The 23,167-nt window shown below is 61.1% G+C and carries 22 protein-coding genes and 2 pseudogenes; 11 read left to right on the top strand and 13 right to left on the bottom strand.

The annotated features are described in order from the left end of the window. Nucleotides 1-2: 2 nt before the first annotated feature. From EP379_RS14515 to EP379_RS14495, 5 genes and pseudogenes are all read right to left on the bottom strand, one after another. The gene (locus EP379_RS14515) at nt 3-362 is read right to left on the bottom strand and encodes a site-specific recombinase resolvase (RefSeq protein WP_127478483.1); all 360 of its coding nucleotides are present in this window, start codon (nt 360-362) and stop codon (nt 3-5) included. Beyond that, nucleotides 359-1,816: pseudogene (locus EP379_RS14510) on the bottom strand (recombinase family protein). The gene EP379_RS14515 and the pseudogene EP379_RS14510 overlap by 4 nt, the downstream one beginning before the upstream one ends. Next, complete coding sequence (locus EP379_RS14505; protein WP_127478482.1) at nt 1,813-2,268, bottom strand: DUF2924 domain-containing protein; 456 nt, start codon at nt 2,266-2,268, stop codon at nt 1,813-1,815. The pseudogene EP379_RS14510 and the gene EP379_RS14505 overlap by 4 nt, the downstream one beginning before the upstream one ends. After that, the gene (locus tag EP379_RS14500) at nt 2,268-2,456 is read right to left on the bottom strand and encodes a hypothetical protein (RefSeq protein WP_127478481.1); all 189 of its coding nucleotides are present in this window, start codon (nt 2,454-2,456) and stop codon (nt 2,268-2,270) included. Before EP379_RS14500 ends, EP379_RS14505 begins: the two co-directional genes overlap by 1 nt. A 118-nt stretch (nt 2,457-2,574) precedes the next feature. Further along, entirely contained in the window at nt 2,575-2,916 is a 342-nt protein-coding gene (locus EP379_RS14495) for a hypothetical protein (protein ID WP_127478480.1), read from the bottom strand. On the opposite strand from EP379_RS14495, the gene EP379_RS16430 reads away from it, so the two are divergent. The 9 genes and pseudogenes from EP379_RS16430 (at nt 2,908) to EP379_RS14455 (ending at nt 8,439) form a co-directional block, all read left to right on the top strand. After that, nucleotides 2,908-3,045, top strand: coding sequence for a hypothetical protein (locus EP379_RS16430; RefSeq protein WP_172600506.1), 138 nt, complete (start codon nt 2,908-2,910; stop codon nt 3,043-3,045). The two genes, EP379_RS14495 and EP379_RS16430, sit on opposite strands and share 9 nt — an antisense overlap. Before the next feature lie 172 nt (nt 3,046-3,217). Then, the gene (locus tag EP379_RS14490; RefSeq protein WP_127478479.1) at nt 3,218-3,508 is read left to right on the top strand and encodes a DUF6127 family protein; all 291 of its coding nucleotides are present in this window, start codon (nt 3,218-3,220) and stop codon (nt 3,506-3,508) included. Beyond that, nucleotides 3,505-3,988: pseudogene (locus EP379_RS17065) on the top strand (hypothetical protein). The gene EP379_RS14490 and the pseudogene EP379_RS17065 overlap by 4 nt, the downstream one beginning before the upstream one ends. After that, entirely contained in the window at nt 3,988-4,422 is a 435-nt protein-coding gene (locus tag EP379_RS17060) for an HNH endonuclease signature motif containing protein (RefSeq protein ID WP_127478478.1), read from the top strand. The pseudogene EP379_RS17065 and the gene EP379_RS17060 overlap by 1 nt, the downstream one beginning before the upstream one ends. 28 nt (nt 4,423-4,450) lie before the next feature. Continuing rightward, nucleotides 4,451-4,963, top strand: coding sequence for a lysozyme (locus EP379_RS14475; RefSeq protein ID WP_127478943.1), 513 nt, complete (start codon nt 4,451-4,453; stop codon nt 4,961-4,963). A 70-nt stretch (nt 4,964-5,033) separates the two neighbouring features. Then, nucleotides 5,034-5,234: a methylation-associated defense system helix-turn-helix domain-containing protein MAD1 gene (gene mads1, locus EP379_RS14470; protein ID WP_127478477.1), complete on the top strand. Its 201-nt coding sequence runs from the start codon at nt 5,034-5,036 to the stop codon at nt 5,232-5,234. A 55-nt stretch (nt 5,235-5,289) separates the two neighbouring features. Next, entirely contained in the window at nt 5,290-6,378 is a 1,089-nt protein-coding gene (locus EP379_RS14465) for a DNA cytosine methyltransferase (RefSeq protein WP_127478476.1), read from the top strand. A 13-nt stretch (nt 6,379-6,391) separates the two neighbouring features. After that, nucleotides 6,392-6,841, top strand: a complete 450-nt coding sequence (locus EP379_RS14460) for a very short patch repair endonuclease (RefSeq protein ID WP_127478475.1) — start codon at nt 6,392-6,394, stop codon at nt 6,839-6,841. Beyond that, on the top strand, nt 6,838-8,439 hold the full coding sequence (locus EP379_RS14455; protein ID WP_127478474.1) for a nuclease-related domain-containing DEAD/DEAH box helicase: 1,602 nt from the start codon (nt 6,838-6,840) through the stop codon (nt 8,437-8,439). The genes EP379_RS14460 and EP379_RS14455 overlap by 4 nt, the downstream gene beginning before the upstream one ends. Nucleotides 8,440-8,447: 8 nt before the next feature. Here EP379_RS14455 and EP379_RS14450 read toward each other — a convergent pair whose 3' ends face one another. From EP379_RS14450 to EP379_RS14415, 8 genes are read right to left on the bottom strand one after another with little or no spacing between them, the layout of a single operon-like run. Next, nucleotides 8,448-10,157 carry a hypothetical protein gene (locus EP379_RS14450; protein ID WP_127478473.1) on the bottom strand — a complete coding sequence of 570 codons (1,710 nt, stop codon included), beginning with the start codon at nt 10,155-10,157 and terminating at the stop codon, nt 8,448-8,450. Nucleotides 10,158-10,169: 12 nt separating this feature from the next. Beyond that, complete coding sequence (locus EP379_RS14445; RefSeq protein ID WP_127478472.1) at nt 10,170-13,214, bottom strand: helicase-related protein; 3,045 nt, start codon at nt 13,212-13,214, stop codon at nt 10,170-10,172. Between the two features lie 49 nt (nt 13,215-13,263). Further along, nucleotides 13,264-14,418, bottom strand: coding sequence for a sigma-70 family RNA polymerase sigma factor (locus EP379_RS14440; protein ID WP_172600505.1), 1,155 nt, complete (start codon nt 14,416-14,418; stop codon nt 13,264-13,266). A gap of 22 nt (nt 14,419-14,440) precedes the next feature. Further along, a complete protein-coding gene (locus EP379_RS14435; RefSeq protein ID WP_127478470.1) occupies nt 14,441-15,145 on the bottom strand; it encodes a hypothetical protein in 705 nt (234 codons plus the stop codon). A 14-nt stretch (nt 15,146-15,159) separates the two neighbouring features. Then, a complete protein-coding gene (locus tag EP379_RS14430) occupies nt 15,160-15,531 on the bottom strand; it encodes a M48 metallopeptidase family protein (protein WP_420824462.1) in 372 nt (123 codons plus the stop codon). After that, nucleotides 15,531-18,470 carry a type I restriction endonuclease subunit R gene (locus EP379_RS14425; RefSeq protein WP_127478469.1) on the bottom strand — a complete coding sequence of 980 codons (2,940 nt, stop codon included), beginning with the start codon at nt 18,468-18,470 and terminating at the stop codon, nt 15,531-15,533. The genes EP379_RS14430 and EP379_RS14425 overlap by 1 nt, the downstream gene beginning before the upstream one ends. After that, nucleotides 18,467-19,714: a restriction endonuclease subunit S gene (locus EP379_RS14420; RefSeq protein ID WP_127478468.1), complete on the bottom strand. Its 1,248-nt coding sequence runs from the start codon at nt 19,712-19,714 to the stop codon at nt 18,467-18,469. Before EP379_RS14420 ends, EP379_RS14425 begins: the two co-directional genes overlap by 4 nt. Then, nucleotides 19,711-21,540, bottom strand: a complete 1,830-nt coding sequence (locus EP379_RS14415; RefSeq protein ID WP_127478467.1) for an N-6 DNA methylase — start codon at nt 21,538-21,540, stop codon at nt 19,711-19,713. Before EP379_RS14415 ends, EP379_RS14420 begins: the two co-directional genes overlap by 4 nt. On the opposite strand from EP379_RS14415, the gene EP379_RS14410 reads away from it, so the two are divergent. Continuing rightward, nucleotides 21,539-22,498, top strand: a complete 960-nt coding sequence (locus EP379_RS14410; RefSeq protein WP_232023925.1) for a TIGR04255 family protein — start codon at nt 21,539-21,541, stop codon at nt 22,496-22,498. The two genes, EP379_RS14415 and EP379_RS14410, sit on opposite strands and share 2 nt — an antisense overlap. 20 nt (nt 22,499-22,518) lie before the next feature. After that, nucleotides 22,519-23,163 (top strand): helix-turn-helix domain-containing protein, encoded by a 645-nt coding sequence (locus EP379_RS14405; protein WP_232023924.1) that lies wholly within the window; start codon nt 22,519-22,521, stop codon nt 23,161-23,163. Nucleotides 23,164-23,167 lie beyond the last annotated feature (4 nt).

Genomic DNA, 23,167 nt, shown 5'->3' with positions numbered 1-23,167 from the left:
TCCTACCGGAATCGTTCAAACATCTGGCGCTGGTCTGGCCAGAGTGGGGGGATGTCGTTTCGCATCAGCCACAGCAGCGTCAGCCTTCGGGGCTGGCAACCCCTCATGAACTGTTCAACGATATCGGGCGCCAACCGCGCCAGTCGCAGCAGTCGGCCCACCGTCGTCGGCATCAACCCCTCGGCCCGGGCGATCTCGACCACACTCTTGAAGATGCCGGCATCGAGCAGATCGTGCCAGTATTGGGCCCGGGCGACGGCCGAGATGATCTTGACGTCGGGAACAGGGGTTTCCCTATCGACCAGCAGCTTGCCCTTCTTCCGCTTGAGTTCGAAAGGCACGAAGGTGTCTGTCGCATTCATGCGGCCTCGGCCTCCAACAGTTCCGCACCGATCGATTCCGGTGCGAACTCACCGATCAGCTTGTTCCAGCCCAATGGGCGCCATTTCACCTGGATGCCCTGCACCTCCCCGCGATGGACGAGATCAATCCGTTCGATCATCAGATTGGCGATGCGGTGACGTTCGACCGGGAACAGCTGATCCCACACATCGTTGAGCCGGCCCATCGCCAGCACGACCGTAGCCTCGTCGACCGGCGCGGGGCCTTTCCGGAGATGCTGCACGACAGCCGCGATGGATTCCGGGCTGATCAGCACCGTGCGGATTTGGGCGACCACCGCTGCCTCGATCTCTGGTGCAGGCAGGCGCTCGTAGTGCTTGCCCGGCGCGCCGAAGCGGCTTTCCGACTTGGACACGTAGTAGCGATAGACCCGCCCGTCGCGTTTCTTGGAATAGGTCGGATACATCCGCTCGCCCGAGGGCGCGTAGAGCAGACCGCGCAGCAAGGCATCGGTGCGTGAGCGAAGCTTCGTTTCCACCGAGCGGGCATGACCGCTCTTGGCGAGTACCGCGTGAACCTTGTCCCACAGTTCCCGGTCGATGATCGGCGGATGCTGGCCCGGATACCAGTTGCCCTTGTGCGGCAACTCGCCCAGATAGATGCGGTTGCGCAGCAGCTTGTGCAGATACTTCTTGTCGATGCGGGTGCCTGCCCGAGAGTGGCCCTCCTGTGTCGTCCAGGCCTTGGTGGTGATGCCCTCGAGAGTCAAGTTGGCGGCGATCCGGGTTGGCGAGCCGATGGTGAGCATTTCCTCGAAGATGCGTCGCACCGCCGCCGCCTCGGCCTCGTTGATGACCAGCTGGCGGTTCTCTACGTCGTAGCCCAGGGGCGGGACACCACCCATCCATAGCCCCTTCTTCTTGGCGGCGGCGATCTTGTCGCGGATGCGCTCGCCGGTCACCTCGCGCTCGAACTGCGCGAAGGAGAGCAGGATGTTGAGCATCAGCCGCCCCATGGAGGTGGTGGTGTTGACAAATCGGCAGGGTTGCCGATTTGGACGGCGGAGCCGCCCGCTGGGGACGCGCACAGGGATGTGCGCGTATCAGCTGCTGGGTAACCGATACGAAGGAGACGCCGTTACGCTCGAACACCTCGACCATCCGCGAGAAGTCGGTCAGACTCCGGGGCAGGCGGTCAATCTTGTAGACCACCACGATGTCGATTCTCCCCGCCTCGATGTCGGCCAGCAGACGCTTCAACGCAGGGCGCTCGGTGTTGCTGCCGGAGTAGCCGGGGTCGTCGTAGTCGTCGGCCACCGGAATCCAGCCCTCGATCCGTTGGCTGGCGATGTAAGCATGCCCCGCTTCCTTCTGGGCATCGATGGAGTTGAACTCCTGGTCGAGACGTTCGTCCGTGGATACCCGGCAATAGACGCGCAGCGCTTGCGGGGCTTGGGAGAGGCGATCCCGGTCACCGAGCGCCTCCTTTCAGGCCGAAGAAGAGCGGCCCGCTCCAGTGCTGGCCGGTGATGTGCCGATCCACCGCCGTCAAGCTCTTGAAGGTGTGGCCCTCGTACTCGAAACGACCCTCGGCGTTGACCGTTACCCGGTGCTCGCGCTCGCCCCATTCGCGCAGAATGACCGTGCCCGGCGCGAAATGGAATTCCCGAGGACGAGCGCGCAGCTTGATCTTGGAGTGCAGTGCGCCGATCGCTTCGAGCCGCTTGCGGGTTTCACGAGACAGTCCGCCGAAGGCTTCCTCCTGCAGCTTGTAGGTAATGCGCGATTCGACGTGCGTGCGATTGGGATACTGGGGGCGGCGCGGGAAGTAGCGATCCCACAGCGGCCACAGCTCGGCCATGGACATTTGGCTCAGGTCGGCAATTTTTCGGGCCACGGTTTGTTGCTTGGTCAGCGTGTCGTTCATCACAACTTCTCCTGTTGATAGGGGGTTGTATGAACGCGCTGGTCGGGTAGGAAGCCAAGTCCAACTTCTCTCTGCTTTTGATCGTCGCCGGCGAGCGTGCGGACGATGGCGGCGGCGAGGATTGTCACGATCTCACCGGCGCGGGCGGCGGGGGAGAGCGATTCTGGAGATGGAAGTTCGACGGTCATTTCGGCATCCCAATGCTTGTTCAAACCGTCAGGGATGATATTGCCGCCGTTGGGTCACTCCGGCGTATTTGGGAGTGATGCGTAGGTGTAAAAGCGCGACGCTTCTTTTTTTCGACGCCTAGCGGACGGGCAATTGCCTACGTTCGATGAACCGATCGAAAGTGTCGCAATCGTGATCGTCCCCATCGGGTGTCCAGAGTAAATCAAACTTCGGCACGATCAAAAGGGACAGCACGCGCTCGAACTTGTCCGAGGTGTGCTTCATCTCGCGCAGCATCTCGCCCTCGGGGGCGTTGCGGAACCAAAGCTTGGCCGAACGGGGTGCGGTCACTGCCCGGACGCTCGATGCGGTGGCCATTGGCGAGCGGGTGCAGATCAAGAACGGCATCGCCACCAAGGCACCGGTGGCCAGGCAGGTGTTTCCCGTCTGACGACGATTGAAGGAATCGAAATGCAGCAAGCGACGACATTTCTGGAGCGGGTGCGACCCGCCATCGACGCCCTGCCCGATGGGGCGGACAAGGACACCCTGCTGGCACTGGCCGAGGCGCAGGACACCATCGAGCGTGGCGACGTACATCCGAAGTAGCGAGCGCTGGCCATGCGCCGGCTGGTGGGCGGCGCTGCTGCTGTGGCCAGCAGAAGGGCCGGAAACCAGCAGGCCAAGGGACGTAGCAAAAAGCCGTAGCGCCCACACAAAACCGATTTCACACCCGCGAGCCCACCCACGAGGTGGGTTTCGCATTTCTGGAGGACGAATAATGAACACGCCCACCCTGCACGACGGCATGGTCGTCATGCCGCGCGATGAATTCGAGGAACTGTTGGAGCGTGCCGCCGAGCGCGGTGCGCGTCATGCGCTCGCCGATGTGGGCCTCGACGGGCCGGAGGCAGCGCACGACATTCGTGAGCTGAGGAGTCTCCTCGATGCCTTCAATGAGGCCAAGAAAACCGCCGGACTCACCATCGTGAAGATGCTGGTCACGGGCTTGGTAATGGCGCTGCTGGCCGGCGCGTTCCTGAAACTCAAGCTGTTCGGAGGTGGGCAATGATCGAGACGCTGCTCGGTGGGCTGCTGGGCGGTGCCTTCCGTCTCGCCCCGGAAATACTCAAGTGGCTCGACCGCAAGGGCGAGCGTGGCCACGAGCTCGCGATGCAGGACAAGGCGCTGGAGTTCGAGAAACTGCGCGGTGCACAGCGGATGGCCGAGATCGGTGCGGCAGCGGATGCTGCGTGGAATACCGGGGCGATTGAAGCGTTACGCGAGTCGGTTGCAGCGCAGGGGCGGCCTTCGGGTGTGAAGTGGGCGGATGCCTTGTCCACGACAGTGAGGCCCGTCGTCACCTACCTCTTTGTGCTGATGTATGCCGGGGTGAAGCTTTCGACCTTCGTCGGCTCGGCACTGGCGGGGTCGGGTTTCGGGCCGGCACTACTGGCAGCTTGGACCGAAGCTGATCAGGCTTTGCTTGCAGTTCATCCTGAACTACTGGTTTCTGAACAGGACTCTGGAAAAGGCTCGCGGAGGGCTGTAATGGCGCGTACCGGCAGTCCCGAGACGTCGTTGCGTTGGCGTTTCCTGACCAAGTTTGACTTCGCGCCCGACAGCGGTTGCTGGGTTTGGACGGGTGCCAGACATCCACAAGGCTATGGGCTCATCAAGCGCAAGGATGGCGTACAACTTCGTGCGCATCGGCTGGCCTACGAGTTGGCGCACGGGCCGATTCCGGATGGCATACAGGTTTGTCATCGATGCGACAACCCAAGCTGCGTTCGACCGGGGCACCTGTTTATCGGAACTGCTCGCGACAACGCGGCCGACATGGTCGCCAAGGGGCGCTCAGCGCGACTCACAGGCGAACGAAACGGTGCCGCACGGTTGAACCGACAGTGCGTCGAGGACATCCGCGCCGACGATAGGCCCTACCGCGACCTTGCCAGACGGTTCGGTGTATCGCCATCGGCATGATCAAGAGGCGCGAGCGATGGACGCACCTCTGATTCGTGTGCCCCAGGCCGCCATCGATCTGGCCAAACGCTTCGAGGGATTCCATCGTGTTCCCAAGCACGATCCGCAGCGCCGCGCGCACCCTTACATCTGCCCGGCAGGGTATTGGACGATCGGCTACGGGCACCTCTGCAGGCCGGACCATCCGCCGATCACCGAAGAAGAGGGCGAGGTCTATCTGACAGGCGATTTGCGATCCGCGCTCGACGCCACGCTGCGCTGCTGTCCGGTGCTAGCCACCGAGCCGGAGGGCCGGCTCGCGGCAATCGTGGACTTTACGTTCAACCTCGGCGCAGGGCGGTTGCAGACCTCGACACTGCGGCGCAGGGTGAATCAGCGCGATTGGTCGAGCGCAGCCAAGGAGCTGCGCCGGTGGGTGTATGGCAGCGGGAAGGTGCTGCCCGGGTTGGTAGTAAGGCGGAGTGCCGAGACCACGCTTCTACTCTCATATAGACCTACGACCTCCGACTCGACCCAGCCTAATCAGGACAGTTCGGCATGAAACCGGTTTTAATCCCGCTGAAGCTATGGCAGAATCACCGATCATGGGTGTCTATGCTGTGGGAACCACCATGTCCGACCGATGGTTGTCCGTCGAGGAAATCACCGAATACCTTGGGGTCAGCAGGGACACGGTCTATGCGTGGATCGGGAAAAAGGACATGCCGGCCCACAAAGTAGGGAGGTTCTGGAAGTTCAAGGCCGATGAAGTCGACGAATGGGTGCGATCCGGCAAGGCGTCGGAAGAACCCGACGATGCGTCGAGCCGATGATGGAGAGGAGCGTCACGGTGCCAAGCTCGTTCTGGCCGACCAAGGGAGATCATGAATGACGACCTTGGCCTGCATTGATTTGTTTTGTGGTGCGGGTGGGCTCACTCACGGTCTGACTTCAGAAGGGATTCCTGTGGTCGCTGGCATCGATGTCGATCCTGCGTGCCGCCATCCATTCGAAACCAACAACGGCGCTCGGTTCATCGAGGAAGACGTCTCGAGAACGAAACCAGTGGTTCTCAAGAATCTCTTCGGGGACGCGGACATCCGCATCCTCGCCGGATGCGCGCCCTGTCAGCCGTTCTCGACTTATGCACAACGCTACGACACCGTGGGTAGCCCGCGCTGGGCGTTGTTGTATGAGTTCGCACGATTGGTCAAAGGTGTGCGCCCGGACATCGTCACCATGGAAAACGTACCGACGGTAGAGAAACACGAGGTGTATGGTGATTTCGTAGCCACTTTGGAAAAGCTCGGCTACAAAGTTTGGCACGATGTCGTGGACTGCTCTGGCTATGGTTTGCCTCAACGTCGACGTCGAATGGTGCTACTCGCATCGCGACTCGGCCCCATCGAACTCATCGAGTCCACTCACAATCGCCCAGTGACGGTACGTGAAACGATTGGCAAGCTCCCAGCGATCGCCGCAGGCGACTCTCTGCCGCGTGATCCGCTGCACGCGGCTTCCAAACTGTCGAAACTCAACCTCGAGCGGATCCGGGCATCGCGCCCTGGTGGAACATGGCGAGACTGGCCCAAAAGTCTGATTGCGGAGTGCCACCAGCGTGATACGGGGCGCACCTATCCCGGTGTTTACGGGCGCATGGTCTGGGACGAGCCTGCTCCAACACTCACCACGCAGTATTACGGCTTCGGCAATGGTCGCTTTGGTCACCCCGAGCAGGACCGCGCGATCTCACTGCGTGAAGGTGCCATCTTGCAGGGCTTTCCGGAGGATTACTCCTTCGTCCCGGATGGTGCACCGATCCAGTTCAAGGCCTTGGGGCGCATGATCGGCAATGCCGTGCCGGTGACACTTGGAAAGATCATTGGTCGTAGCATCCTCCAGCATCTCGCCATTCAACCATTGATGACGGGCACAAAGGGGAAACGTGGTGTCGCGCGCAACCCCCTCGTCGCCTGAGGCAAGTCGTCGTATGGCGCGTGTGCGCCAGCGCGGCACCGACATCGAGATAGAACTTCGCAAGGCCCTGTACGCATTGGGTCTACGATATCGCCTGCAAGTACCACTACTTTCGAAACCGCGGCGGGTCGCGGATATTGCTTTCCTGGGTCCGCGCGTCGCAGTGTTCGTCGATGGGTGCTTCTGGCATGGCTGCCCACTACACGCCACTTGGCCCAAGGAAAACGCCGAATTCTGGCGAGCGAAGATCGAGGCCAATCGCGCCCGTGATGCCGACACCGATCGACGCCTTAGTGAGCTCGGCTGGGAAGTGGTGAGGATTTGGGCGCATGAATCACCCGCCGACGCAGCGCGTCATGTTTCCAAGATCGTCGAGATGCGCAAGCACACGAGGCAGCCGGCGATCACCACCAATCGGGGGCTCCGTCGGCCGCCACGGAAACCGGACAAATCGAGCCAATGACGACCTTCTACCCCCGTGAAGCATCACCGAGCAGCCCGCGATCGGAGATCAAGGTGCGCGAGCGCTTGTCCACCGCTGATGATCTCGTTGTTTTCCATTCGGTTGCCTGGCAATCACGTCGTGGGGGCAAGCAGGGCGACGGCGAAGCCGATTTCGTCGTGCTGGCTCCCGACCTCGGCGTCCTCGTTTTGGAGGTGAAGGGCGGCGGGATCGAAGCCATTGACGGCACTTGGTTTTCGACTGGGGGCGATGGAATCCGCCGTCCCATCAAAAACCCGTTCGATCAGGCGAAAGACTCCAAATACGCATTGCTCAACTTCTTCAAGGCGGTCGATCCCACCCTAACACGGTATCCGATCGTGCATGCCGTCGTGTTCCCGGACATAGAAGTCACTCAGCTTCTCGGGCTCAATGCACCCAGAGAAATCGTCGTCGACCGTGTCGATCTGGCTCGGCCAATGGAGGCGATAGAACGGATATTCCGCCATTGGGGACAGAATCGAGCCTTGTCCAAGAGTGACGTCCAGCGGATCGTTGACCATTTGGCACCTACCATTCGAGTAAGACGCCTCCTGCGAGACGACGTTGGAGACGCCGGGCAAGCGTTGCTCGATTTGACGAGCGAACAGATGGTGGTGCTGCAAGCGATCAGACGCGTCAAGCGCGCCATGATCCTCGGGGGCGCCGGGACGGGGAAGACGGTGCTGGCCGTAGAGAAGTCGCGTCAGCTCGCTTCATCTGGTTTTCGCGTACTGCTGCTCTGCTACAACGCACCACTGCGACAGCATCTCGCGTCGACACTGCATGGCTCATCGGTCGACGTCGAGACCTTTCACAGCCTCGTACTTCGTGAGGCACGACGCGCCAAATCGAAGACCCCCTTCGACCCGACGAGCGAGTGGTACGAAATCGAAGCCCCTCGCATTCTGGGCGAGGCTACCGCTCGCAACGGCACGCAGTACGATGCAGTACTGGTCGATGAGGCTCAGGATTTCGCCATGGAATGGCTTTCAGTGACACAATCTCTCGTTGCCGACGATGGTCTTCTATACCTATTCGCCGACTCTCACCAAGATTTGTATCGTCGAGGATGGTCGATACCCGAAGGACTGGTCGAACTCGAGTTGACCGTGAATTGCCGGAACACGGGTCCGATAGCTCGAAGGGTAGCCAGCATTTTCGACGATCGCCTCGATGGCAAGTTTGTCGATGGACCGGAGCCGAGGTTCGTGGAGGTGGACCGTCGAGAGCAGCTCGCACCCTACGTCGTCGGCCTGGTCGAGAGCATAGTCCTCGAAGACAAGATCGAGCCAACCCAGCTGATCGTCCTGACGGATTCCACATCGGTGGTCTCCGAACTGAGATCGACCGGCGTGGCTGGGCATCTATTCACCACACTGGACGGTCATGGTATCCCCGTCGAAACCGTTTACCGTTTCAAGGGGCTTGAACGTGACGTGGTCGTCCTTGCTTTATCGGATACCGCGACGATCGAAGACCTCCGCGCCGTTGCTTATGTCGGGTTGAGTCGGGCGAAGGTGGGTCTCTATGTCGTTGCCAGCCGAAAGATCAAAGACGCCATTGTCTGGGGCCCATGAACCGAGACTCATGGGCTTCGCAGATACCCATGTTGTCCGAAGAGCGTCAGACGGCTCAAGTACCGATTGAAATAGCGGCAGGATGGCTCTCCGACATGAAGGCAAGCCATGCAAGCCGCCCCGGCGTCGGAGCAACCCGGATCCAGTGCGCAACGATGCTCGTCATACACGATGGCGTCGAGCAGACGGTGCAGTTCGGTCTCGAACACGGCCTGGAGTCCTCCCAACACGAAGTCGCCCCGTGCGGCGGCATAGATGAAGAACCCCAGATGCAGGGGAACCAGTAGCTCTGAAAGGGCATTTCTGTCGATGCCCGCGTGAACGGCGGATATCCTCAGGAAACGATGCGCATAGGAATGGACCAGCTCGAGTAGTGCAGCGCCGACGGCCCCGTCCTTCTCGTCCGTCGACGAAGGCAGGCGTGCCGCCTCCAATATGGCCGATCGAGCCGTTCGTTCGTCGTGCCACTCGGCGAGTGGATGACCTGCATCGACCAACCATTTCGCGACCCTCATCGGATCCAACCTGACGAAAAGGGCCTCCGTCTCGGCGATGTCCGCGTACACCTTGTAACCTTGTCCATGGCGCCCCTTGTATGGGACGAGCCGCCCCTTGCCAGGCTCGTGGTCACCTCGCGTATAGCCGAAGTGCCCCGTGAGCACGGGGAAACGCTCGATCAGGTCGACTGCGCACAATCCCGCCGAACGCAGCGCATGCGCATATCGCACGCGGTAGAGTAGACCGAGCTCGCTGGAAGGATCGGTCGCCGTCACCAAATCGTCGATTCTGATCCTGGACTCCATTGTCGCTAGGGCGATGGTCACTGCTTGGGCCTCTGCATCCTCTCGTTGACCCGATGGCAGCACGATGTCTTCACTCTGCAGCGCTCCAGATGCCGTCCCGGCGATGTCGAGCATCTTGTCGATGATCTCCGGGGGCAGTCCCTGCGCCTCCAGTTGCCGCCTCAGGATTTCACGACTGGCTGGGACTTCTTCGACCGTCTTGGTCTTCATGCCATCCACGACCCAGCTCAACGCCTTGGGTGGCCCACCCGCTTCGGCGATCGCCCGTATGCGCTCCCGCGAAGGCGGATTGACGATCACGACGTTGCGGGGCGTGTAGACAGAAGACGCACGATGTGGCTGAAAGGCGAGATTGCCCTGACCACAATCGCACGGGACGTGTCCGAACCCTTTCCGGAGTTCTCGATCGCATACCGGACACTCGAATCGGATTTCGGTCGCGGAGGAAGTCCCAGGAAACACGATGCGCACCTGCCTGTGCTCGGGACACTTGGGGATCCACGGTGCTCGGAGTGTTCCACACTTGTCGTGATAGCCTACGAAGAACAGCTGCCCCTTCTGACCTTTTGCCCCGCAAGGACACGTCGCATCCGGCGTATCGTGTACCCTCTTACAGGATTTGCATATCCACGATTTCGGAAACGGCTCCACTTCGACGCCGTTGTTCTCGTCGAGCGTCAACACTGTGATGGGTGCGCCCGCATGCAAATGGGCGACGAAACCGGCGTCCATTCCCACTGCATTCCACGGCGTCGCCTGCCGGATGATTTCCCGCCGAAGCGATGCCGAATCGATCTCGCCGCGAACCTTGGGATGCCGCCAGTCCTTGACTTTCCACACTCCGCCGCGCAGGTCGACGGTCTGTTCCGGAAGGAATCCGAAGAGGATCTGGGAAGCGCTTCTAGATTCTTTCACTTTTCTCCTCCTTCAGACCCTGGTCCCGATGACCGGGACCTGCTTCTCGACGTCCCGCAGCGACAGCATGGGTGGACCAGATGGCGACAGATCTGAAGGGAAACGCGCGTCATTGGGTGGCACGAGGATGTTGTGGCGCAACTCGTCGAACCATACTCGCAGGTCCTTTCTTAACGGCTCGTCGAGCTCGCTCTGCAAACCAAGCGCTTCGACCAGTGCATCGAGTTCCACGTCGACATCGAATTTCCCGGACGACACATAGTCCTTGAAAGTGCGCAAAGTCGTCAGAGCGGTTCCCGATGACCCCTCATGGATTACCAGCAAGCGAGCCAGCTCCAGGCCGGCAACGGTTCGGTCCAAGACTCGGCGGCTGCGCCTCGTAACCGGTATGGGTTCGACGAATCGATCCCCTTGCTCGACGAATTGTCTGAAGGAGCGAAAGACCCCTGCGTCACGTTCCCGTCCGATTTTGTGGACGACGAACACGAGGCCCGGGAAGCGGCGTCCCACCCGGGCTGTGGCCTGGATGAATTCGGCAGCCGACAGCGGGATACCGAGCATCACCATCACGTTCAACCTATCGACATCCACGCCGTGGGACATCATCGAGGATGCTGATACGATGTGCAGCCGCTCTTCGAACGAGTCCTCGGGGCTTTGTAATCTTTCGAGTATCTCGCGCACTTCCGAGAAGTCGGTCTTGCCCGTGAGTGATGCAGTATTGATCGCACCAGGAACGAGCACCTGCGTTTCCATCGAGCGCATCACTGCCTCGAGATCACGTAACGTATTCCCATAGACGACGTTCGTTCCATACAGAGAGAGCAACTCCGCCGAGAACTGCGGATCGATCCCGATATCGGCACACGTGGATACGGGATCTAGCGCCAGATCCCGCACAGCGATCTGCAACTCGGTCAGCAATCGATCGATCGTGTACTCAATGGTCACACCCCGCGGCGCTATCGCCACGAACCGGCGCATCAAACTTTCCGAATCCGCAGTCCAGAAGCCTCCGCCGACTCGCGGTGGCGGAACGGGGAAAACACGCGCCGCTCGCCGATACAAAACGTCTACCTGCTTTTCGTAACCCGTAAGGGTCGCGGAGGATGCAAGTACCTTTGGTTTCCTGCCGCAGAGTTCGTCCTGCAGCGCGTCGTACAAAGCCTCGTAGTGTGAGTCGACAGCCCCGAGACTGTCCCGCAGGAGGTGAAGTTCGTCTTGGAGTCGGAAGGACGGTCCATACTTATCCTCCTCCATGGGCAGCGCCTGACGAGTCCCCCGACAACCGGGTACGAGACATCCCGAAGGACGTGAACTCCTCGGGGCATAGGTGTATCCATGTCCTTCTTTGGAGCACATTCCCAGAGGCGCGCCGACCATGCCGCGCATGGACGCCTGAAGGGAGATCGAGGCCGCCTTGTCGAGGGTGCCGACGACCACCGTAGGCAGAAATCTGTAGATCTCCTCGTCGACTACGTATACCGGCAGGGCGTCACCATTCGCTACACAGTCCGTGTTTCCGCATCGGTGTTCGAGTCTCCACGAGCGCCTGTCGAAGTCCATCGTTATCGAACGCTCATGACAGAAAGGGCAGTACTCCAGTACCTGGTATCGGCGCGGCATCTGGTCGTCGTCGGGATCCGGCTCGCCCGGCTTGGGGTTCTCGAGGATGCGATTGGGGGTCGCACCCTGCCCAACGAAGAATCCAAGTGAGAAACCATCTCCTGCCAAACCCATCTCGCGGCGTACCATCTCTGCCGAGGCGATTGCGTCGGCGAAACGCTGGGTCTGCTGTAAGGACAGCATCCTCAAAGGGAAACGACTCCACGCAGTGATTCCCGAAACTTTACCGGTCATTCTGTCGTACAACGCAGCCGTCACCAGAAGGCCGAGGTACGTCTCCGTCTTGCCTCCGCCCGTCGCGAACCAGACGACGTCGACGACATCCGGCTCATGCTCCTTGTCCACGACCGACGAAAGGTTCGCGAGCAAGAACCCCAACTGGAACGGACGCCAGGAGTCATACTTGCCCCGGGCACTGAATGACATCGCGCGATTCATTCCGGTGAACGCGCGAAACAAGGCTTCGTCAGACTTCAATAGCTCGATGCCTTTCGCGAGTCGCTCACACTCTCGCTCGAATTCCTCGGCGGCTCTGGTCGCTTGTTGCTGCATCTCGGTCGACCATCTCTCTGCGTCCGCCCGATGTTCCAGAACATCGGCAGCCCAGTTGGCGCCTCCCCAACTCCTCAGCGCCGAAAGTAGAGCTTCCGCCGGCCCGATCGGATCGGCCGCCAAATCCAGGAACCGCATGGTTGGCATCGGATCGTCGACATTCCAGTACCGAGGTCTATGGCGGTCGACCGTGACCGCATCTTCCGTGACGATGGCACCAGACTCTGTACGTACGCCGCAGTTGATGCCATACGCTTCGATACACCTGTCGTATCTGAACGAATCCTCGAGTGCTTCGAGCATGAAGGGGAGCGTGTCGAGGCCCTCGACTCGTAACTCACACTGGTATAAACGTGTGTCTTTGAAGTCCGGATGTTCCTTGGGGGAGCAATTGACCAGAGACACGCTCAGCTCATGATCACCGGACTGTCCGGTGTCGGCTTCGACATCGATCCGCGCGGCGAGTCCGTCACGCCCAGTCACGCTGGCCAGGGCACTCGCGATCTCCTCCTCTCCATATCGATGCATCCCTATCCGTGCCGGCACTTCGATCGCGAATCCAACGCGGACGGGCCCGGTCTTCTTCCACATCTTCGCCGACTTGTCCCACAGCCAAACCCGAAAACTCGTGACGACACGGAAGCGCCAGGGTCCCGCCCCTCTGGGTTTGACCTTGATCCCGAATGCGCAGGGTTCTAGCCGTTCCCCCCGATCACCCCAGTCGCTTTCGGCCACGGCCTCGGCGGATTGCAATCTTCCCAACCAATACTTCCCTGACGGCTCGACCTTCAACACGTCGTCGCAGTCGCCCCTGCCGGCCAGGGTCATGCGCCTTGCCAACCAATCGACGAATTTCTCTCGAGCCGTTTCTGCGTTCATTCTCGTTCTCCTCTATGAAGCTCTGCCCTCGCCACACTCCCTGCACTCCTCACGAGTCCAGAAAGTCGCGAAGCACATCTCCTCGACTTGGATGCCTGAGACGACCGAGGGCTTTGGCTTCGATCTGGCGAATCCGTTCGCGGGTCAGACCGAACATCTGCCCAATTTCTTCCAGCGTCGCCCCGTGACCGGAATCACTCAAACCGAATCGGAGGCGTAACACTTTGCTCTCTCGCTCTTTCAGGCCACTCAGGGCACCGTCGATGCACCTCGCCAGATCGGCATGATCCAGATGCTCCTCCGGCGACGGGAGCCCGGAAACCAGCGTGTCCATCAGCGTGAGATCGTCATGCCCGTTGATCCTCTCGTCCAACGACGCAGGAACGAAGGCAGCGATCTGTTGTATGAAATGGACTTTGTCGATCGTCCAGGCGAGCTCGTCGGCCAGCTCGGCCATGCTCGTCCGTCGTTCTGGATGTGCTTGGCCCAAGAGTTTGTGTGCGCGTTTCAGCCTGAGCACGTCGTCATACACGTGTACAGGAAGACGTATCGTCGCTCCGCGATCGGCGAGAGACCTCGTGATCGACTGCCTGATCCACCATGTCGCATAGGTGGAAAACTTGTACCCGAGCGTATGGTCATACTTGTCCACTGCGCGTATCAGTCCCATCACTCCCTCTTGGAAGAGATCATCCAGGCTGAGATCGGAAAGGCCGACGTACGGCTTCGCGATGTGGAGCACGAGCCGGAGATTCGCCATGATCATCGTCTCCTTCGCATTCCTACCTCGTTCGATGATCCTGTCGTGCTCCTCCGATCGGGGAACGCCTTCTTCGAGCTCACGTAGGGCGCGGCGACCGAGCTCCATCCGCCGCCCCAGTTCGACTTCTTCCTCGGCGGTCAGAAGCCTGGAGCTCAGACTGCGCAGCCTGACGTCGAGGCGTTCAAACGAACCATCGACGCCGGCGTCGTCAGAGTCGACCTCATCGACGTTCGGGCCTTCGGTCTCATCCGGGTTCTCGGATTCGTCCTCGACACTGATGCCGAGCGCATCGAGCTGTCGATAAACCTCTGCGCCTTCCTCGACGGTCAGCTGTCGTTTCTCAAGCAACCTCTCCACATGGGCCTTGGATAGAAAACCATCCAGTCGATCATGGTCCGCGACCAAGTCTCTGACGACCCTGTCTACCTTGGTTTCTTCCACGCCCCCTCCCACGCGTGCCTGCCTATCGGTTCCACACGACCCTACAGGCGAGATACTCACCGATCACCATGCGGACATCGACCCCGGTCTGCCAGTCGACCGAATATCTATAACGACCTGGCTGTACGATCAGCCACGCTCCGACCTGGGCCGGAGGGACGGATTTTCCCAAGGCACGCAGGAAAGCGCGGCTTCCCAGCTCTGGCCATAAACACTGGGCTTCTCCCCCTATGCATTCGAACTCCTGCCTCTCCGCCTCCAGCATCGCAGGAATTGCACGAACCGAATAAGCGTCGGGCTCGTCGTGACAGGACTCGCTCAATTCATAGGCGGCATGCCCCTTCGCCAATTTCAAGACGACGTTGCGTACCCGCGCTTCATCGGGCCGCCACCAGGGGCGGCCGAAGAGATCATCCCAGCGACACGCATCCAATTGAGCAGTGAGCCGAGGATTCCTCGATAGCGCCCGTTTGACCTTTTCTCTCGCAAGCCCATCGGTCTCGGTCGTGCCGGCCATGACGCACTCCAGCAGGCACGCCAGATATTCCTCGTCCAACGAAAAGCCGCCGTTGCACTCCCGGCAGGCTTCGACGACCGGAAGGTTCTCAGGTAGCGGATCGTCGAGGAAGATGCGCGATGGCACGTGGTCGACGGTATCGGGTCGGCCACCACAGTAGACGCAGCTTCCTTTCAGGCGCTCATCCACGAAGAGGTGTTTCGGATCCACGTGCCGGTTCCCCTTCAGTCGGCGTTGCAGCGTCGCGCCACTTCCCAGCGACGCCACCCCGGCACATGCGCGCTCATCAGCGCCTTGAACATCCTGCCGTGCGTCGAGAAACGGAGGTGCAGCAGTTCATGGACGATGACGTAATCCTGGAACCGCTCTTCCTGCTCGACGAGATCGGATGCGAGGGTGACGGTACCCGCAGAGGAGCATGATCCCCACTTCCTGCGCATCTCCTGCACCCGGATCACCTTCGGGTTGACACGCAGCATCACCGCCCAGGCCATGGCGCGGCGCTTGAGCTCCTGAGCCGGATAGAGCGAGCCTTTTCCGGGCCCTATACTCCTTCTCGCTCGGGAGTCGCGATGCGCTGCACCACCAGCCTTCATCATTCACCCTCCGTCAGCAGCAACTTGACCACCAGGTCGACGACGCGGGCGCGCTCGTCCTGGGAGAGCGCGAGGAGCGGCTTGTAGAGGGCGGCACGGAAGCGACGTTGTTCGTCGGGATTGACTGCAGCGTTCGGGAAGCGGCTGAGCAGAGCCTCGGCCTCCCTGGCGATTTCCATGGCCTCGATGCCGGCCCCTTGCAACGCCGCATCGCCGCGCAACGTCCAATAGATCGCAAAGGCTCGTGCCGCCAAGCCACTCTCACGGGCCTTCTCGAGCGCCGCCTCCTTCTCGGCCGCGAGTTGGGCCAGCAGGTCCATGGCGGCGAGACCGGTGGTCTTGCGCTCCTCGAGATCCTTCAGGATGCGTTCGGCGCGGTCCTTCAACGGCTGCAGCACCGGCGCGGTCGCCGGGTCCTCGTCGATCTCCTGTTGCAAGCCGCGCACGAGGTTGAACACCTTGCCTTCGTCGGATCCCTTCTCACCCCGCAGCGATTCCAGCGTCTTGACGTCGAAGATGACGCTCTTGGTCAGCCGTCCCAGCCCCTCCTGCGTGGCGCTCCCTTCGATCAGGCGCCGGGTTTTGTAGGCGAGGTCGGCCACGAAGCCCACCTTGTCGGCATAGGCATTGCGAACCGCCGCATAGAGCTGGCTCAAGTGCTTGTAGGTCGCGATGTGGTCGCGCAACTCGGGCGATGGGGAGAGGATTTCCCACAGCGCCTCGATCTCCTTGTACGCCTCGAAGAAGGCCTTTCGGACCTCGGGCGCGAGGAAGCGGCCATAGACGAGCCGCTCCAGACGCTCGTCAGCGCTACCGCCCTCGCCGGCGTCGAGGTAATCCGTCTCGGCCTGGGCGATCTTCTGTTGGAAGTCATGGAGCAGGACGTCGAGGTCCTCGATCACCCCACTCACGTCGCTGGAGTCGAACTGCAGGGCCTTCTTGAGCTCGCGCAGCACGCCGACGAAGTCCACCACGAGGCCGACCCGCTTCTGCACCCCGTTGGCATCGACGTAGGGGCGATTGACTCGGGCGATCGACTGCAGCAGCACGTGGTCGCGCATCGGCTTGTCGAGGTACAGACAGTAGAGCAGCGGCGCGTCGTAGCCGGTGAGCAGCTTGTCGGTGACGATGAGGATCTTGGGGTCCTCGGCGGGCTTCTTGAACAGCAGCCGGACGTCCTCTTCCCGCTCGGGGGAGAGTTGGAGCTCTGCTACCAGGGGCCGGTCGATGGCGTCGGCAGCGTTCTCGGTGTAGACCGGCACCGACCACTCGGGCGGCAGCAGTTTGTCCAACGCCCTCTTGTATTTCGCGCAGGCCTCGCGGTTGACGGCGACGAGGAAGGCCTTGTAGCCCAGCGGCAGGACGCTTTCCTTGAAGTGTTCCGCGACGAAGGCGGCCACCTTCTCGATGCGGTCGTCCGCCGTCAGGAAGGTACGCAGCCCCACCGCGCGGTCCAGCACCTTGTTGAGCTCCTCGACGTCGGTGACGCCCTCGCTGCCGGCAAGCGCGAAGAACTCCTTGTCGAGTCGATCCGCCGGCACCGTCATCGTAGAGGGTGCCATCACGTGCTTGATGGGGAGGGTGGTCTCGTCGGCGATGGACTCGGCGATCGAGTACTTGTCGAGATAGCCCAGTTCGTCCTGGGCACCGAAAATCTTGAACGTACCCTCACCCTGGGAGGTGCGGGCGATCGGCGTGCCGGTGAAGCCGATGATGGTGGCCTTCGGCACGGCCGCCATCAAGTAGGTGCCCAGGTCCTTGGCCACCGAACGGTGTGCTTCGTCGATGAAGACGTAGACGTTGTCCCGAGTGCAGCTATCCTTCCGGATCGCCTCGAACTTGTGGATCATCGAGATGATCAGCCCTCGGAAGTCGGCGTCCAGCAGCGCCTGGAGTTCGGCCTTGTTGTTGGCCCTTCTCACCGCGATGTCCTGCTGCTGCATCTCGCCCAGCAGGCGCTCGACCCAGCCTTTGAGCTGGCCTTCCAGCTCGGTCCGGTCCACGACCAAGATGACGTTCGCATTGGAGAAGCGGGTCTTATCCTCCAGGATTTGCCGCGCCGCCGTCAGCAGCGTAAAGGTCTTTCCCGAACCCTGGGTGTGCCAGATGAGCCCGCGGGTCTTGCTAGCATCCAGGCAGCGGTCGAGGATGGCATCGATGGCGCGCCGCTGATGCTGGCGCAGGACGGATTTCCGCGTCTCGCCGTCCTGGACGTAGAACAGGATCCAGTGCTCCAGCGTGCGCAGGAAGTCGGTGCGCTCGAAGAACGACTGCACGGCGAAGCGGTAGCTCTCCTCCGGCATCTGCTTCCAGCGCGCCATGTCGCGCCGGTTCACGTTCCAGGTGACGCCGTACCAGTAATCGAGCAGATGGGTCACGTTGAAAAGCTGCGGCGCGGCCAGCAGCTCCGGGGTCTCCAACTCGTAGCGGCGCAGTTGCTTGATCCCCCGCTCGATGGCGTCGCCGTCCTTGGGGTTCTTGTGCTCGACGATGCACACCGGCACGCCGTTGATGACGAACATCACGTCCACGCGGTTGCCCTTGCGTGCCGGCGGCTTGATCTTCCACTCCCAGGTGACATGAAAGGCGTTCGTCTCGACGTGCTCGAAGTCGATGAGCTGGACGCGGCGATGGCGTTTCTCGGTCTCGTCGTACCACTGCCGCTCGCCGCGCAGCCACGCCAGCAACTCGCGGTTGCCGTCGATGGTGGCCGGCAGGGCATCCAGTGTCTCGACGATCGAGCGCGCCGCGTCCGCCGAAAGCCACGGGTTGAATTCGAGGATCTTCCGCTCCAGCACGCCACGGAACAGGTTGGAGGACTCGTCGCCGCGCCGCGTCAGTGCCTCGAAGGGCGTGAGCGGTTCCCAGCCGATCTCCTCGGCGTGCTTGACCATGGGGAACTGCACGCTCCCGGCCTCGCTGATCTTGAGCGTGCTCATGCCACGGCCTCCTCGCATTCGGCCTCGACGCGGTCCAGCGCCGACAGGTCCAACTCATCGACCCGGATCTCGCCCGTCATCAGCTTGTGCAGCAGGGCCTTGAACAGTTCTTCCAGCACCGCCCGCTTCTTGCGATGCAGGTCGATCTTGCGATCGATAGCGTCGAGGACGGCAACGATCTCGCGTTGCTCCTTAATTTCTGGCAATGGAAGGGACAGACTACGCAAGAATGAGCAGGTCAGCGCACCTTTCGTACTGCCGCCCCCGGCGGCCACCTGCCGTAGATAGTCGTACTGTGTTTCGAGGTACCCACGGATGAATCCGGAGTCGGCCTTAGAGGTGTCGGTTTGGAGGTAGGCCACGTGCTGATTGATCGTCGCTTCGATTCTCAGAACGGCGCAATGTCCCAGCGTTTTGCCCTGACCGGTAATCGCTACGAGTACGGCCCCGGGCTTCACGATGGGGAGGTGACATTCGTCTAGCGCGGTCTTCGTGACGAACTGGTCAGCCGCTTCGATGTCCCGATCGTAGACTTTTGCGCTTGTCAGCCACGGGAAGGTACCGCCCTCCCAATAGTCGCGGACCGATTTCTTCGGCGTCGAACCGTTACCGATTCTTCCGAGCGTCCCAAGAGTGACGATGTCCCAACTCTCTGGCACCAAGCCGAGCTCGGTCTCCTTCTGCGGCTCGCCGCGGAGTCCGCGCGTGAACAGATCCCGCATGGAGACACGCTTGATGTCTTGGGCGGTTGTGATGAGGAGGTTCTCTTGCTCGATTTTCTCAGTAATCAGGCGAAGCACTGAGCCAATGGCCACCTGCTCAGGCATCTCGGGGAGCGGGATATCCAGATCGACCAGGGTCGCTTTGTTTACACTGGCGAAAGTGGACCCGGTTGCCCTGCTTTCGAGTATCGGCTTGGAGTAAGCCAAGGCGAAATACAAGAACCACGGATCACTTCTAATTCCGGCACGAATCGCTGCAATGCCTCGACCGATGACGCAATCACCCAGTGCGACATTGACGTCGCCGACAGGTGCACGGACGGACATGAGCACGTCCCCTGCCTTCGCGAACTTTTGGCCAGCATCGCACCACACCCTGGGTATAGGGTGAAGGAGCCCAAAATCGGCCTTACCCTGAAAAAACGGCAACCCATGACCTGTGCCGTTGTACGCCGACGAGGGTGGAGACTGGCCAAGAATCACCTCGGCAACATTTTCCTCACCGAGCTTCACTGTCTTCATTTCAGGCGCTCCAGGATGGAAAAGAGCAGCCGATCTGTATCGTTTGTCGCCTGGGAAAGCCTCTTCAGCTCTGTAATCATGTCTTCAAGTGAGCCGTGATCCGCGCCGCCCACTTGGTCTACCCACCTGCTCGGACTCAGGTTGTAGTCGGCCTCCATGGCCTGCTCGGTGGTGATGACCGCCACTTCGCCCTCGACAAGCTCGCCCTTGAGGTACATCGCCGCCAGCGGTCGGATGTCCTCCTCCGGCAGGTAGTTCTTGGGCCGACCTTTCTTGAATCGCCTGCTGGCGTTGAGCAGTACGATCCGGCCCTTACGCGCGGCGGGCTTGCGCTTGTTCAGCACCACGATCACGCCGGCGGCGGTGGTGTTGTAGAAGAGGTTTTCCGGCAGCAGGATCACGCCGTCGATCAGGTCCTGATCGACGAACCACTTGCGGATGTTGCGTTCCTTGTCCTCGTTCCTGGAGCCGGAGCCGCGCGTCACCGCGCCGGTGTCGAGCACCACGGCGGCGCGGCCGTGGTCGTTCATGCAGGCCAGCGTGTGCTGCAGCCAGGCCCAATCGCCTTTACCGCTGGTGATGCGGCCAGCGGTGCGGAAGCGGTCGAAGGGGTCGTTGGCGAAGAGGTCCGGCGCGAACGGCTGGTTCCACATCGGATTGGCGACGACGATGTCGTACTGCCTGATGGAGCCGTCCGCATTGCGGAACTTGGGGTTGATCATGGTGTCGCCGCGCGCGAGCTCCACCTCCATGTCGTGGATGATCGCGTTCATTTGTGCCACGGCGTAGCTCTCGGCTTGCAGCTCCTGGCCGGAAAGCTTGAGCGGTACCTTGCTGGTCGGATCGAGTTCGCGGGCGACGAGCTGCAGCTTGATGAGCAACCCGGCCGAGCCGCAGGCGTAGTCGTGGCAGGTCTCGCCGGGCTTGGGGCGCAGGATGTGCGCCATCAGGAAGCCCACTTCGGTCGGCGTGAAGAACTCGCCCGCGCTCTGCCCCGAGCCTTCGGCGAACTTGCGCAGCAGATACTCGTAGGCGCGGCCGAGGAAATCGGGCTGCACGTCGGCCAAGCCCAGCCGGTAGCGCGGGTCGGAAAAGGTCTCGACCACGCCGCGCAGCTTGGCCGGGTTGATGTCCCGCTCGCCGTTGCGCTCGGCGGCGAAGTCCACCACGTCGATGACGCCCGAGAGCGAGGGGTTCTGCTTGACCACCGCGCGCACGGCCTTGGTCAGGTGCTCGCCGATGTCCTTCGGCGCGGTGCTGCGCTTCTTGTCGTCGAGCGGCCAGTCGTACTGCTCGCGCCCGCTGATCACCGCCCAGCGTGCTTCGGGCGGCAGATAGAACCGCAGCAGCGAGTGGTCGGACTCGGCGATCTCCAGCGCAGTGGGCCGATCGCCGTATTCCTCGGCCAGCCGCTCGATCTCGTCGTCAAAGACGTCGGACAGCCGCTTCAGGAAGAGCAGCGGCAGTAAGTAGTCCTTGAACTTGGCCGCATCCTTCTCGCCCCGGATGGAGCAGGCCGCATCCCAGAGCATCTGCTCCATGGGCTTGGTGGTGGGCGTCGCGGCGGTGGTTCGCCGACTGCGACGACGCGAGACCTGGACGGCGGCCTCCGGGGCATCCTCAGCAGCCTTCTCCACCCCGGCCTCGCGGGCGAGCGCCAGAATGGCCTCCTGCGCCGCGCGTTGCGGCTTGCTGCCACCACCTTCCCAGCGGTTGACCGTGGCGAACGAGACCCCGAGCCGCTCGGCGAGCTGCTCCTGGGTGAGATCGAGCTTGGCGCGGATGGCGCGAAGCGTGGCGGGTAAAGCTTGGGCTTGTTTTGTCATGTTTGCGATATTTGCAATATCGCATCGCCTTGTCAAGCACAGCGTCAACCAAAAATACTTTTCGCGACCAACACCGAAGACCAAACTCACCTGGCGCCATCGTCAACCACAGTGTAAACTGACAACTGAAGTGTCAACCAATGAAATGGAGCAGCCTGTGAGCGAGCGAATGTCGAACGCGCCTGTTTACTATGCGCTGGCACAGGCGCATTTCAATCCTGTTGCCGCGATGGCCAAGTACGTCGACCAGATCCAGGATCGGCTGCGGCGCGAGGGCTACCCACTATTCGAGCCGCAGCAGATCACTCACTTGGTGGTCCCGGGTCCTGGACAGGCACAGCGCGTCGAGCCGCAGATCCAGCAGACGGTTTCCTGGCTCATGACCAGGAGCGACCGGACGGCCGGTTACATCCTTTCGCCCTCGGCGATCACCTTCCACACGACTCATTACGAAACCCACAATGAGTTCATCCCGGAACTGCTGCGCGGTTTGAATGCAGTGCATGAAACCGTAACCCTCGACCACGTTGGCCGACTGGGACTGCGCTACCTGGATGCCGTATTGCCACAAGCTGGCGAAACCGTCGAACAGTACCTGGTCGGTGGACTGCATGGCGTGGACTTCAATGCAACTCGCCGGCACACGATGACCGAGTCTGTGTTTACTACAGCAACTCGCCCACTCCTACCAACTGGGACGTTGGTGGCCCGCGTGTACAGAATGACTGCACCGCTCGGCTTCCCTCCAGACATGCTACCTAGCGGTCTGGCGGTAAATCCACGGTTCGAGATGAAAGAACCTCGCGAACATGGCGTGATCGACACGGATCATTACACCGAAGGGCGTATGCCAATCGATATGGACAAACTTGGAGAGCAGCTGCTTTCGCTTCATGCGACGATCAAATCCGTGTTCGAAGCAACCACGACGGGTCACGCACGCAAGGCATGGGCATGAGCTCATTGGAGGCATCTGCTATGTACACCGAAGCATTGCCTACACATCGAAGTGCGCCGTTCGTCGTGCCAATCAGTGCTGCCGCCACGGCAGCGTTCGCGTTGATCGGCTCGACGCTCGCTGTCAGCGGTACCGGTAGCGTGTTCGATATCTCCCGCGCCGGGGAGTGGCGCAAGCTGGTCGAGGCTCGCGTTCCGGTCCATGTCGATATTGGAGCGACAGACGACGTCGTCGAGCGTCCGGATCTTCGTTCCGCTTCGGAACACCTGGCCAACATCCGGCAGGTACTCAATCCTGCCATCGCTGATCTGGCGGCGGTATTTGGTGTCTCCAGGCAAGCGATCTACAAGTGGATTGGCGGCGAGTCGATGCCTGAGGCCGATAATTTCAAGCGAATCCAATCGCTCAGCCATGTGGCCGATGCTTTTTACGAAGCTGGAATCACACGTGCGCCTGCGATGCTGAAAATGAAGGCGTTCGAAGGCCGGTCGCTGATGGATCTAATCACATCCGACCAGCTTTCGCCATCGCACGTTCAGTCATTGATTTCCGAAGCTCGGGCCATGGATATGGCATACGACCGTTCCGGGCTGGCGCGAACCAAAGCCGAACCTTCGGACGATTGGCGTACCGAGGCTTCCATTCCCGGGTCTCCCGAGCAATGACCTG

Source organism: Sulfurivermis fontis (assembly GCF_004001245.1).
Lineage (GTDB): Bacteria > Pseudomonadota > Gammaproteobacteria > Thiohalomonadales > Thiohalomonadaceae > Sulfurivermis > Sulfurivermis fontis.
Note: the sequence above shows the minus strand (reverse complement) of the source record. Positions and strands in the feature narration are given on the sequence as shown.

Excerpts from the sequence above, each read along its gene's own strand:
- EP379_RS14515 (WP_127478483.1), bottom strand. The coding sequence starts at position 362 with ATGAATGCGACAGACACCTTCGTGCCTTTCGAACTCAAGCGGAAGAAG.
- EP379_RS14505 (WP_127478482.1), bottom strand. The coding sequence starts at position 2,268 with ATGAACGACACGCTGACCAAGCAACAAACCGTGGCCCGAAAAATTGCC.
- EP379_RS14500 (WP_127478481.1), bottom strand. The coding sequence starts at position 2,456 with ATGACCGTCGAACTTCCATCTCCAGAATCGCTCTCCCCCGCCGCCCGC.
- EP379_RS16430 (WP_172600506.1), top strand. The coding sequence starts at position 2,908 with ATGCAGCAAGCGACGACATTTCTGGAGCGGGTGCGACCCGCCATCGAC.
- EP379_RS14490 (WP_127478479.1), top strand. The coding sequence starts at position 3,218 with ATGAACACGCCCACCCTGCACGACGGCATGGTCGTCATGCCGCGCGAT.
- EP379_RS17060 (WP_127478478.1), top strand. The coding sequence starts at position 3,988 with ATGGCGCGTACCGGCAGTCCCGAGACGTCGTTGCGTTGGCGTTTCCTG.
- mads1 (WP_127478477.1), top strand. The coding sequence starts at position 5,034 with ATGTCCGACCGATGGTTGTCCGTCGAGGAAATCACCGAATACCTTGGG.
- EP379_RS14465 (WP_127478476.1), top strand. The coding sequence starts at position 5,290 with ATGACGACCTTGGCCTGCATTGATTTGTTTTGTGGTGCGGGTGGGCTC.
- EP379_RS14460 (WP_127478475.1), top strand. The coding sequence starts at position 6,392 with ATGGCGCGTGTGCGCCAGCGCGGCACCGACATCGAGATAGAACTTCGC.
- EP379_RS14455 (WP_127478474.1), top strand. The coding sequence starts at position 6,838 with ATGACGACCTTCTACCCCCGTGAAGCATCACCGAGCAGCCCGCGATCG.
- EP379_RS14445 (WP_127478472.1), bottom strand. The coding sequence starts at position 13,214 with ATGAACGCAGAAACGGCTCGAGAGAAATTCGTCGATTGGTTGGCAAGG.
- EP379_RS14430 (WP_420824462.1), bottom strand. The coding sequence starts at position 15,531 with ATGAAGGCTGGTGGTGCAGCGCATCGCGACTCCCGAGCGAGAAGGAGT.
- EP379_RS14425 (WP_127478469.1), bottom strand. The coding sequence starts at position 18,470 with ATGAGCACGCTCAAGATCAGCGAGGCCGGGAGCGTGCAGTTCCCCATG.
- EP379_RS14420 (WP_127478468.1), bottom strand. The coding sequence starts at position 19,714 with ATGAAGACAGTGAAGCTCGGTGAGGAAAATGTTGCCGAGGTGATTCTT.
- EP379_RS14410 (WP_232023925.1), top strand. The coding sequence starts at position 21,539 with ATGTTTGCGATATTTGCAATATCGCATCGCCTTGTCAAGCACAGCGTC.
- EP379_RS14415 (WP_127478467.1), bottom strand. The coding sequence starts at position 21,540 with ATGACAAAACAAGCCCAAGCTTTACCCGCCACGCTTCGCGCCATCCGC.
- EP379_RS14405 (WP_232023924.1), top strand. The coding sequence starts at position 22,519 with ATGTACACCGAAGCATTGCCTACACATCGAAGTGCGCCGTTCGTCGTG.